Annotated in this window: 11 protein-coding genes; all 11 read left to right on the top strand. The window is 66.2% G+C overall.

Annotated elements, in window-relative coordinates:
• Positions 1-73: 73 nt before the first annotated feature.
• Positions 74-940, top strand: coding sequence for a helix-turn-helix transcriptional regulator (locus ITP53_RS31840; RefSeq protein ID WP_195899161.1), 867 nt, complete (start codon positions 74-76; stop codon positions 938-940).
• Positions 941-1,360: 420 nt separating this feature from the next.
• Complete coding sequence (locus tag ITP53_RS31835) at positions 1,361-1,771, top strand: hypothetical protein (RefSeq protein ID WP_195899160.1); 411 nt, start codon at positions 1,361-1,363, stop codon at positions 1,769-1,771.
• A 428-nt stretch (positions 1,772-2,199) separates the two neighbouring features.
• Positions 2,200-2,334 carry a hypothetical protein gene (locus tag ITP53_RS59545; RefSeq protein WP_268961193.1) on the top strand — a complete coding sequence of 45 codons (135 nt, stop codon included), beginning with the start codon at positions 2,200-2,202 and terminating at the stop codon, positions 2,332-2,334.
• 99 nt (positions 2,335-2,433) lie between these two features.
• Positions 2,434-3,357, top strand: coding sequence for an NADP-dependent oxidoreductase (locus ITP53_RS31830; protein WP_195899159.1), 924 nt, complete (start codon positions 2,434-2,436; stop codon positions 3,355-3,357).
• A 225-nt stretch (positions 3,358-3,582) separates the two neighbouring features.
• Positions 3,583-4,047, top strand: a complete 465-nt coding sequence (locus tag ITP53_RS31825; RefSeq protein WP_195899158.1) for a cupin domain-containing protein — start codon at positions 3,583-3,585, stop codon at positions 4,045-4,047.
• A 121-nt stretch (positions 4,048-4,168) separates the two neighbouring features.
• Complete coding sequence (locus tag ITP53_RS31820) at positions 4,169-4,357, top strand: hypothetical protein (protein WP_207756675.1); 189 nt, start codon at positions 4,169-4,171, stop codon at positions 4,355-4,357.
• A gap of 10 nt (positions 4,358-4,367) precedes the next feature.
• Positions 4,368-5,027 carry a class I SAM-dependent methyltransferase gene (locus ITP53_RS31815; RefSeq protein ID WP_195899157.1) on the top strand — a complete coding sequence of 220 codons (660 nt, stop codon included), beginning with the start codon at positions 4,368-4,370 and terminating at the stop codon, positions 5,025-5,027.
• Between the two features lie 603 nt (positions 5,028-5,630).
• On the top strand, positions 5,631-6,566 hold the full coding sequence (gene bla, locus ITP53_RS31810) for a class A beta-lactamase (RefSeq protein WP_328816391.1): 936 nt from the start codon (positions 5,631-5,633) through the stop codon (positions 6,564-6,566).
• Positions 6,567-6,708: 142 nt separating this feature from the next.
• The gene (locus ITP53_RS31805; RefSeq protein WP_195899155.1) at positions 6,709-6,939 is read left to right on the top strand and encodes a hypothetical protein; all 231 of its coding nucleotides are present in this window, start codon (positions 6,709-6,711) and stop codon (positions 6,937-6,939) included.
• 232 nt (positions 6,940-7,171) lie between these two features.
• The gene (locus tag ITP53_RS31800; protein ID WP_195899154.1) at positions 7,172-7,984 is read left to right on the top strand and encodes an SAM-dependent methyltransferase; all 813 of its coding nucleotides are present in this window, start codon (positions 7,172-7,174) and stop codon (positions 7,982-7,984) included.
• Between the two features lie 229 nt (positions 7,985-8,213).
• A complete protein-coding gene (locus tag ITP53_RS31795) occupies positions 8,214-10,796 on the top strand; it encodes an alpha-glucuronidase family glycosyl hydrolase (RefSeq protein ID WP_207756674.1) in 2,583 nt (860 codons plus the stop codon).
• Positions 10,797-10,806: the final 10 nt, after the last annotated feature.

Genomic DNA, 10,806 nt, shown 5'->3' with positions numbered 1-10,806 from the left:
TCGATACGGATTCTTCGGTCTCCGCGCCGAGAGTTACTAGTATTCGCCGCTCCATAACTATTAATTTCCTGATATGCCGACCACTCTGCGCTGGGTCGATTTCGCGGCCGGCCTGCCGTACCACGCGGCTCTGGTGCCGGTGACCGGCAGCCGCCGCGACCGGCCCGAGCCGCACAGTCACGCCGATTTCCACGAGTTCGTCTTCGTGACCGCGGGGGCGGGCGTGCAGTGGGTAGGCGAGACGGAGATGCCCCTACGGGCGGGCGACGTGGTCCTGGTACGGCCGCACGACCGGCACGAGTTCGCGGGTACGGCTGACGAGGAGATGCGCTTCATCAACATCGCCTTCGCGAGCGCGCGCTGGCATGCCTTCGCGGATCTCGCCGGGCTGGCGGGCACGGTGGATTGGGATCGGCGCGACCTCCCGCCGTTGGCGCGCGCCGATCCCGCCGGGCCGGTCGCGGCGGAGTTCGCCCGCGTACTGGGGGCCTACTCCGGCGTGCCCCGCGCTCTCGATCTGGTCAGGCTCTGGACAGCGGTCATCCCGATGCTGGAACGCGCCGGCGGCACGCCCGTGGACGAGCGGCCCGGCTGGCTGGTGTCGGCCTGCGTCGCGATGAACCGCGAGGAGAACCTGCGCGAAGGGCTGCCGAGGCTGCTCGCGATGGCCGCCGTGAGCTCGGGACATCTGGCTCGCTCCATGCGCAGGCACTACGGATGCACACCGATCGCGTTCATCGCCAGACGCAGACTGGAGCACGCCGCCCTGCTGCTGCTCACGACGACGGAGGGCATCGGCCAGATCGCCCAGCGCTGCGGTTTCTCCGGCCAGTCGTACTTCGGCAAACTCTTTCACGAGACGTACGGCATGGCGCCTCGCGACTATCGCGAAGCCACCCGGCGTGCGGTGGTTCCGGCGCGCGCGCCGGATCGCCGGTGACCTGATCTCCGCCGACCAGCGCGACCCGGTGCTGGTGGTGCGCTCCGCCGACGGGGCACGAGCAGGTGGCGATCGTGAGGGCTGTAGCTGTACGGCGGCGCAGCCGTCCCGGTGATGCAAGCTCGGCGTTGTTCACGTAGAGGCCGATGTACGCCTCTCCTGCCATGGGATCGATGCAAACTCATCTCTGTCTGCCATGATCGTGGGCCGAATCGCCGATCCTCCTTCGGGAGGGTCGGCGATTTCGTTTGTGAGGGCGCTCTATGTCGCAGAGTATTTGCGCTACATCATGATTTCGCCCGATATCGGCCCCACGCGGCAGGCGCAGGGATCAGTTGTACACGGGCACCGAGGAAAGAGCGGCGCTTCCTATAGGCGATCTATAATCGAACGATATCGGCGTCCTGTAGAACGGTAGCCATGTTCAAACACCTCAAGGAAGCCGTCATCTCACTCGGCACCGGAACCTTCCTGACGTTGACACTGGCAGCCGCCCCCGCGCAGGCCACCATAGCGATATCGGCTGACGATATCCCGGTGGACAGGTGCAAGCGCGGAAACTTCTGCATCTATAGCCCACCCAGGTACCCCCTCTGGCAGTACAGCGGGAACGTGAATCGCACCCACACGTTCAACGGAGGGTCGTCGTGGATCAGGAACAACGGGTATAGAGTCTCCGGCGCCGACCACATCCGCTTCACTTACAATTATTTCGGCGGATCCAAGACGACCGGCTGTCTGCATCCCCCGGGCGACGGCACGACCATCAAGAAATTCACCAGAAAGGAAACCGTCAACATCTTCAAGGTCGAATGGGTCGGCGCCTGCTAGTGCGGTAGCCGGTGCGCCCACCTGGCTGAACGTCGTCTCGGACAAGGTGATGGGGCTGGGCGGGCTGGTGGTGCCCGGCACGTTGCGCGGCACCGCGATTCCGGCAGGCGGCCTGACCACCGGGACACGCGCCACCAACGGTTGGGGAGCGTTCAACAGCCTGGGCCCATCCCCGCCATCGTGCAGCACTGGGACGACATGGCCCGGGTGGCCGGACCGCTGTCGACCAACCAGGTCCGCGGTACTCGTGCGGGCGGCGGTCTGCGTCATCGAGGACACTTGCGCGGGCTGGCTGGTCGATCTGCTCGGCCTCCCGCTGAGACGTCGGCGGGGTTCACGACGGGCACCCAGATGGCCGCGTTCACGGCTCTGGCCGCGGCGCGGCACCGGCTCCTGGCCGCGCGGGGGTGGGATGCCGAGGCGGACGGTTGTGGGGAGCGCCGCGCATCCCGCTGATCGCCAGCGCCCAGCGGCACGCGTCCATCGACCGTGCCTTGCGTTGCCTGGGCATGGGTACACGGGTGCGGCTGGTGGCGTGCGACGCCAACGGCGCGGTCGTCTGAGAACAGATCCGCGCGTTACATCGTGGCAGGACACGTTCGGGAGGAGAACGCCTGTACGTTCGTCCTGTTCGATATCTCCACCACGAGCGAGGACCCGTCATGCAAGCCATCACCGTTCGAGACCGCGCCGCCGGTCTGGCCGGGCTTTCCCTGACGGAAGAGCCGTACCCGCACGCCGCCGAGAACGACGTCGTCGTCCGGGTGCATGCCGCAGGGTTCACCCCCGGAGAGCTCGACTGGCCGGGAACGTGGTCCGATCGCGCCGGCCACGACCGGACGCCCAGTGTGCCCGGGCATGAGGTGTCGGGTACCGTCGCCGAGCTGGGATACGGAACAACCGGCCTGACCGTCGGCCAGCGGGTGTTCGGGCTGACCGACTGGACCCGCAACGGCTCGCTGGCTGAGTACGTGGCGGTGGAAGCCCGCAACCTCGCGCCGCTGCCGGCCGACGTCGACCACACCGTGGCCGCCGCACTGCCCATCTCAGGACTGACCGCGTGGCAGGGCCTGTTCGACCACGGCCGCCTGGCTGCCGGCCAGACCGTCCTGATCCACGGCATCGCGGGAGGTGTTGGTTCTATCGCGGTGCAGCTCGCACGCGAGGCAGGAGCCCGAGTGATCGGCACCGGCAGGGCCGGCGACAGGGACACAGCACTCGGTCTCGGCGTGGATGCCTTCTTGGATCTGCAGGCCGATCCCCTTGAAGATGCCGGTCAGGTCGACGTGGTGTTCGACGTGATCGGCGGTGACATCCTGGACCGCTCGGCCGCGCTGGTGCGCACCGGCGGCACGCTCGTCACCATCGTCTCGCCACCCACGGTCCGGCCCCGTGACGGGCAGGCGATCTTCTTCGTCGTCGAGTCCGATCGTGCCCGGCTCGCGGACCTGGCACAGCGGGTCCGGGACGGACGGCTCCGCCCGATCGTCGGGGCCGTGCGGACGCTCGCCGAGGCGCCCTCCGCGTTCGCGCCCGCCCAGCGCACCCCCGGCAAGACGATCATCCGGGTCACGGAAGGCGAATAGCCGGCAGGCCGGCTCAGTTGTCGGCGACGTTGTATCGGCTCGGCTGCACTTGAGCAGACCATCACCAAGGCTTGAATTCGCCCGTGGTTAGGCTCGTAAATGCCGGGACAGCGTAATCATCACTCCTCCTGACCGAGCCCCATCCCCAGGTGTGGGGGCGGAATCCGGGAGGCCTCGCGATCACCCGGTGCGCCTCAAAGGTCCAAACAGGATAGGAGAGCCGTCATGATCCGAGTACGGTTCGCCGGTGGCCTTCTGGCTGCCGGCATGGTGGCCGCGTCCGTCGCATACGCACCCACCGCAGAGCGTGCGACCGGCCAGGTGCCAGTGGCCGCCACGGTTTCGCAGCCACCGTCCGAGACGCTGTCGCCTCTCTTGGAACAGGCGCTTCCAAATGTCAAGGGCAAGACGTTCACCTCGGCGATCGTGAACTTCCCGCCCGCCGCACGCGCGGCGCCACATCGGCACGGCAAGGCTTTCGTCTACGCCTACGTACTCGAGGGCATTGTGCGCAGCCGGCTCGGTGGCGAGCCGGTGCGTACGTACCGACAAGGCGAGAACTGGGTCGAGCAGCCGGGCGCCCACCATGTGCTCACGGAGAACACCAGCCGGACGCAACCGGCGAAGCTGCTGGTCATCTTCGTCTCCAACACGGGAGACAAGCTCAAGGTCAACGATCCGCCAAGGTAGGGCTATCGGCTGGGCGCAACGGCGCGGGTTTGATCAGCGCGGCCCCCGCATCGGGTACCACCGCTGGCATGCGGCCAAAGTCGGACATCGAGACCTGACGACCAGATGAAAACCTGGACCCATGTTTCCGGAGACTCCCGCCGCCGCGGCGGCGCTGTCGGTGGCCATTCGTTTCTACTCGCCCGCGCTGTTCAACCACTGCGTCCGCTCCTACCTGTGGGGAGCGGCGTACGGCACAGCACACGGGATCGCCTTCGATAAAGAAGACGTCGACCTTGTCGGTGTTGCAACCCGGCGAATGATTTTGTGATAGTCGATCCATGAAATCGGCTGATGGCGGGAACCTGCAAGAACTCCTCGACGAACAGGTCGTCTACTACCGGGCGATTGCCGCCGAGTACGAGCGCCACGCTCTACCCTTTCCCGGAGGCGCTGAGCTGTCGGCGGCGCTCGATGCGTTCCGGCCGACCGGCAGCGTGCTCGAACTCGCCTGCGGTCCAGGCAGATGGACCACCCAACTGCTCCAGCACGCCACAGATGTCACCGCCTTGGACGCGTCCCCGGAAATGCTCGCCATCGCCTCGACGCGGGTGGGCGAGGACGAGCGGGTGCGCTTCGTGTCAGCCGACCTGTTCCGCTGGCAGCCGGACCGTCGCTACGACGTCGTCTTCTTCGGGTTCTGGCTGTCACACGTTCCCGCCGAACGCTTCGCGTCCTTCTGGTCGCTGGTGGCCGACTGCCTGAAACCGGAGGGGCGGGTATTCTTCGTCGACGACGGCTACCGGACCGCCGACGAACTCATCGAGGGCGAGCAATCCGCGACCATACAACGCCAGCTCATGGACGGGACCGCCTACCGGATCGTCAAAGTCCCGCACCAACCGCCGAATCTCGAACGACAGCTCGAGCGGATCGGATGGCGCATCAAGATTCACTCAACATCTGGGCCGTTCTACTGGGGAGCGGGAAACCGGGCCTGACACCAAGAAACCGCCACCTTCCACGGGACAACTTCGGACCGCTTCTCATTCAACCTGTCACAACCCTGACCACGGACCCTTTCCATGACAAGATCAGTGTGTTCCTGCTTGGTGTGGACCTGTTCTCGACGCCTGCCGAGCAGGTGATCGCGGAACTGTGAGCCCGCTACGACGTCGAGGCTGACCAGGGCGACTGCGGCCTGGTGGTGCCGGAGTTCTCCGTCGGGATGTCCCGATCGGCGGTCCCGTTTCCGGGCGCGGATCAGGAGACCATCGACCGCTACACGTGTTTCGAGAGCGTCCTGGTCGCGAGCCGGGGCTACTACGACTCGCCGCCTCGGACCGGGGGGTCATGAGCGCGGGCCTGGCCGCGATGGACGAGTTCTGTGCGAGCACGGCTACACCTCTGCCGACGTCCCGTTCCCCGAAACCCGCCACTTCAAATGAGAAAGCAAGACCAGTACTGGCGTCAGGTGCGCTTGAGACGACTATCGATATCCATATCGATATGGCGGGGTCATCCATATCAGTATTGGACGCCCTTGGATATTTTATGATCTTCTCTTCGGCATGACACGACATCTCCGACTGCGACTAGCGGTCGTGACACTGACTGCTGCCGTGCTGTTGGGCGGCCCTGCCTATGCGGCGGGTGCCGTCACCGGCGAGACGAGCACCACCAGCGTCTCCGCCCGGACGGGGAGCAACGCCCTCTCCGGCTCCGACCTGAACAAGACGCTGCAGGAACTCGAGAAGTCCTACGACGGGCGTATCGGCGCGGTGGGCATCGACCTGGGGACCGGTAGAACGGTCGGCTACCGGGCCGGCGAGCGCTTCCCGTTCAACTCCATGTTCAAGGTGTTCGCGTGCGCGGCAGTGCTGCACAAAGCGCGCACCAGCGACCCCGGGCTGATGGACAAGGTGATTCGCTGGAAGCCTGCCGAGATGGCCGAGCTGACCGCGAACTCCCCAGAAACCACCGAATACACCGACACCGGCATGACACCTGCACAGCTGTGCCGCGCCGGGATCACCAAATCGGACGGCTTCGCGGGCAACACGCTGCTGAAGCAGATCGGCGGGCCGCACGGGCTGACCGAGTTCTTCCGCGCCACCGGTGATCGGACGAGTCGCCTGGACCGACCGGAGCCCACGCTGACCGAGTGGAAGCCCGGTGAAGAGCGCGACACCACCACCCCCGCGGCGGCCGCACAGACCTTCACCAAGCTCACCACCGGTAAGACCCTCCACACCCACGACCGAGCGCGGCTGGTCGGCTGGCTGAAGGCCAGCCTCACCGGCATCAACCGGATCCGGGCGGGACTCCCCAAGGACTGGACGGTCGGCGACAAGACCGGCACCGGCGGCGCGAGCAACTACGGCACCGCCAACGACGTGGCGATCGTCTGGACACCCGGATCGAACGCGCCGATCATCCTGTCGGTGTTCACCAACCGCAACCTCAACAACACCCCGCACGATGACAAGGTGATCGCCTCCACCGCGACTGCGCTGGCCAAGGCCCTCGGCAGGTTGTGACCGGCCATAGAATCGTGACGCGGTCCGCAAGGTAAAAGCGGATTTCGAATTCCGCCCAGGCTGCCGACGCCACCACCGTCCGCAGCCGTGCGGAGGGCAGCGTCAGTCCAGACCGTCGACCGCTCAGGCGTTCCGGTCCTCGATGTGGGTCGCCGTTCCGAGCGGGTTCGTCATCGTCGGCGAGGGTAACTCCAGCCCTTGCACCAGCTTCACCAGCACCTGGACCATCCGTACCCCCAACCCGGTGGGGATCACCACCATCTGCCGGGTCGGCCTGGCCCAGATCCCGGCCGGCTACCACACCGTCGGCGGGACCACGTCCGGCGAGCCCTGCGCCAGCTTCGACGGCACCTGGCAAATCGCTCCGAATTAGGCGGACCACGATGCGCGATGGCCCCCGGCGCGCCGCAGCCGCTCCAGGACATCGACGTCCATCTCCTCGACGGTCTCCACGACGCGGCTGTCGCAGAACCGCCGCGTCCCGTCCCGCCTGGATCCAAGAATCCACGCCGACGGTTCGCGGTGTCCCACTGGCCGGCATCACCTCGGCTATACACTCGGAATCCGGCGATTTGATGACTTCTCCACCGTTCCTGGAAGGATTGATGATGCCCGACGAACCCGACGTCGAGGACAAACTCCAGTCCCACGTGCCGCACACGGCACGGATCTGGAATTACTGGCTGAACGGTAAAGATCATTTTGCTGCGGATCGGGAGGTCGGGGAACGGGTTCGGAAGATCTTTCCCGTGGTGATCGAGCTGGCACAGGCCGACCGGCTGTTCCTGGGACGGGCCGTACGGCACCTGGTCGCCGAGGCGGGGATCCGGCAGTTCCTCGACATCGGCACCGGATTGCCCACCCAGGACAACACCCATGAGGTCGCGCAGCGGGTGGCTCCCGAGTCGCGGATCGTGTACGTCGACAACGATCCGCTGGTGCTGGTGCACGCGCGAGCCCTGCTGACCAGCTCCGAGCAGGGCGCCACCGACTACATCGACGCCGACTTGCACGACCCGGACACCATCCTGCGGGAGGCGGCCAGGACACTGGACTTCTCCCAGCCGGTGGCGATCATGCTGCTGGGCGTCATGCATTTCATTGGCGACGACGATGAGCTGCAGCGGATCATCGACCGGTTGCTGGCCGCGGTGCCATCCGGGAGCTACGTGGCGGTGGCCAACACCACCACGGCGATCAACGGCGAGGCCACCGCCGAGGCGGTGCGCGTGTGGAATATCGACGCCCAGCCGAAGCTCAAGCTGCGGACCCCCGAGCGGATCGCCGAGTTCTTCGCCGACCTTGAGATGGTGGAACCGGGGTGGGTCTCGTGCTCACGGTGGCGCCCCGAGCCAGAGTACGACGGCAGCCTGCCGGTCGAGGTCGACCAGTGGTGCGGGATCGTACGCAAGCCATAAGGTCCACGGGTCAGGGGCGTCGCGCGCGGACCACCAAGCCACGCCCCACCGAGGTCGTACGCGTGCTACTGCCCGTTCTTCTGACCGGGCGCTTGAGGCTGACGATCCCGCGGGCGCGCCGAGTCGGGGCTGCGCCTGTTGCCGGCGTGTCCTTCGTGTTCACGAAATCAAGCCGGCGTGTTATCACCGAATCATGATTATCAGTCGCCGGACACTTTTAGGAGCGGTCGTGCCGGTCACAGCGGCCACGGGGTTGGTCGCGGGCACCGGCGCGGCCGCGGGGGCAGTGGGGAGGGAGGAAGGGGCCGCCGCGCTGAGGACGACGGCGGACGGCGATTACGACGGCTCCGACCTGTGGTTGCGGTACGTGCCGGTCGGCGACCCGGGTCTCCTCCGGAAATATCGGGAATCGGTGACCGCCGTCATCGTGGAGAACGCGGGACGGAAGAAGGTGCACCGCCATACGCCGAACCTGAGCATGGCGCCGGGATCGACCGAGAAGCTCGTGCAGACCACTCTGGAGGCGGCCAGGGACGAACTGGTCAGAGGCCTCGGCGGGTTGCTGGACCGGGCAGTGCCGGTGAAGACAGATCCGGGCGACAAGCCCTCCGACGGCGCTGTGATCGTGGGGACACGGGACAGCTCAAGGATCGTACGGCAGCACATCTCCGCCGACGACCTGACCTCCGTCGGCGACGACGGCTACCTCATCCGGTCGTTCTTCAGGGGGACTCAGGGGTTCACCGTCATCGCCGGCAACACGGAGGTCGGAGCCCTGTACGGGACGTTCGCCTTCCTGCGGCGCCTACAGACGCACAAGTCCATCACCAGGCTGGACATCTCCGAGTCCCCCAGGGTCAGGCACCGCCACCTGAACAACTGGGAGACCGTACGCCTCTACGCCGGCAACAACGCGTCGGGAACGGGCGGTCTGAACGGGGAAAACGGAACGATCTTCAACTTCACCGGCACCGGCGAGAGTGCCGGGCGGAACCTTCCGGTCATCCTCGACCGCTACATCGTGGCAGCGCGGGCGATGGCGTCCGTGGGGATGAACGGCATCACGATCAACCTCGTCAACGCCGACAACGTCTATCTCACACCGGAGTACATCGCGCAGGAGGCGGCGCTGGCCGACGCGCTACGACCGTACGGGATCAAGCTCGCCCTGTCCATCAACTACACGGCCCCCACGGACCCCCGGTTCGCGCCGGACACGCTGACGAACGAGCAGCTGGATCCACACGGCGAGGAGTTCAGGGGATGGTGGAACCGGCGGGCCAGGCTGTTGCAGGCGTCCATCCCGGACTTCACCGGCTTCACCGTGAAGGCCAACTCCGAAGGCCAGCCGGGACCGCAGGACTTCGGCGACGACCACGGGGACGGCGCCAACGCCATCGCGGCGGCGGTGGCGCCTCTCGGCATGAAGATCTACTGGCGCACCTTCGTCTACAACGCCGACGTGGACGAGGACCGGCTGAAGAGGGCGTACCTGGAGTTCGGGTACATCAACGACGAGCGCCAGCCCGACGGGACGAGAGGCCGCTTCCTGGACAACGTGTTCCTCCAGACCAAGAACGGCCCCCTGGACTTCCAGGCGCGGGAGCCCATCCATCCGATGTTCGGCCGTATGGAGCACACCAACCAGGCGCTCGAACTGCAGATCACCCAGGAGTACACCGGCCAGGACGAGATGCTCTGCTACCTGGGCCCCATGTGGGAAGAGGCCCTGAAGACCGACACCTACGCCAGGGACGAGCGGGGCCGGCTGCTCGACAAGCGGCTGATGGGCCACATCGTGGACGGAACGGCTCAGGGCCACTCGGACACCGCCATCGTGGGCGTGGCCAACCTGGGCAACGCGGACAACCTGACCGGCCACCACTTCTCTCAGGCGAACCTGTTCGCCTTCGGCCGCCAGTCCTGGGACTGGACGCTGGACTCCGCGGACATCGCCGCCGACTGGGTCCGGATGACCTGGAGCAACCGTAAGAACGTGGTGGGCACCATCGTGAAGATGATGATGGGCTCCTGGGAAGCGCTGGTGAGCTATCAAACCCCGTTCGGCATGGCCCACCAGTTCCGGTCAAGCGACCACTACGGCCCCAACCCCGCGGAACGGCTCGCGCGGGACGACTGGAGCCCCGTGTACTACAACAAGGCGGACAGCATCGGCCTGGGCTATGATCGCTCCTCCACCGGGAGCGACTTCACCGCCCAGTACTTCCCCACTCTGGCAGCCAGATACGGCGACATCGACACCGTCCCCGAGAACCTGCTGATGTGGTTCCACCACGTGCGCTGGGACCGCCGGATGAGGAGCGGCAGGATCTTCTGGGACGAACTGGTCTACCGCTACCAGATGGGCGTCCAGTACGTCACCTGGATGCGGCTGACCTGGGACTCCCTGCAACCCTCCATCGACGCCCGCCGCTTCTCCGAGGTCAAGACCAAGCTCACCATCCACGAAGCCGATGCCGGCGACTGGCGGGACACCTGCGTGAACTACTGGAAGGAGTTCAGCGGCAGGGACAATCCCGCGGACAACGGTCCTCTGTCGATCAAGATCGTGGTCGGCGGGCGGACGATCGGCGCCTTCGACCCATCCGCTTCGTCCTACAGGATCACCCTGCCCGCCGGCGCGTCACCGAAGATCACCAAGGTCATCCCCGCCGACCGGGCCACGCGGTACGAGATCCTTTCGCAGGCGGACGACGTTCCCGGACAGGCCATCGTCAGGGTCGCCAAGGAGGACTTCTTCGGGCCCATCGTGAAGGACTACGTCTTCGTCATAGAGCGCGCCCACCCCTGATGGCGACAGT

Source organism: Nonomuraea cypriaca (genome assembly GCF_015645445.1).
Lineage (GTDB): Bacteria > Actinomycetota > Actinomycetes > Streptosporangiales > Streptosporangiaceae > Nonomuraea > Nonomuraea cypriaca.
Note: the sequence above shows the minus strand (reverse complement) of the source record. Positions and strands in the feature narration are given on the sequence as shown.

Bases quoted from the DNA above. Each gene is read 5' to 3' on its own strand.
- ITP53_RS31830 (WP_195899159.1), top strand. From the start codon at position 2,434: ATGCAAGCCATCACCGTTCGAGACCGCGCCGCCGGTCTGGCCGGGCTT.
- ITP53_RS31835 (WP_195899160.1), top strand. From the start codon at position 1,361: ATGTTCAAACACCTCAAGGAAGCCGTCATCTCACTCGGCACCGGAACC.
- ITP53_RS31825 (WP_195899158.1), top strand. From the start codon at position 3,583: ATGATCCGAGTACGGTTCGCCGGTGGCCTTCTGGCTGCCGGCATGGTG.
- ITP53_RS31805 (WP_195899155.1), top strand. From the start codon at position 6,709: ATGTGGGTCGCCGTTCCGAGCGGGTTCGTCATCGTCGGCGAGGGTAAC.
- ITP53_RS31815 (WP_195899157.1), top strand. From the start codon at position 4,368: ATGAAATCGGCTGATGGCGGGAACCTGCAAGAACTCCTCGACGAACAG.
- ITP53_RS31820 (WP_207756675.1), top strand. From the start codon at position 4,169: ATGTTTCCGGAGACTCCCGCCGCCGCGGCGGCGCTGTCGGTGGCCATT.
- ITP53_RS31800 (WP_195899154.1), top strand. From the start codon at position 7,172: ATGATGCCCGACGAACCCGACGTCGAGGACAAACTCCAGTCCCACGTG.
- ITP53_RS31840 (WP_195899161.1), top strand. From the start codon at position 74: ATGCCGACCACTCTGCGCTGGGTCGATTTCGCGGCCGGCCTGCCGTAC.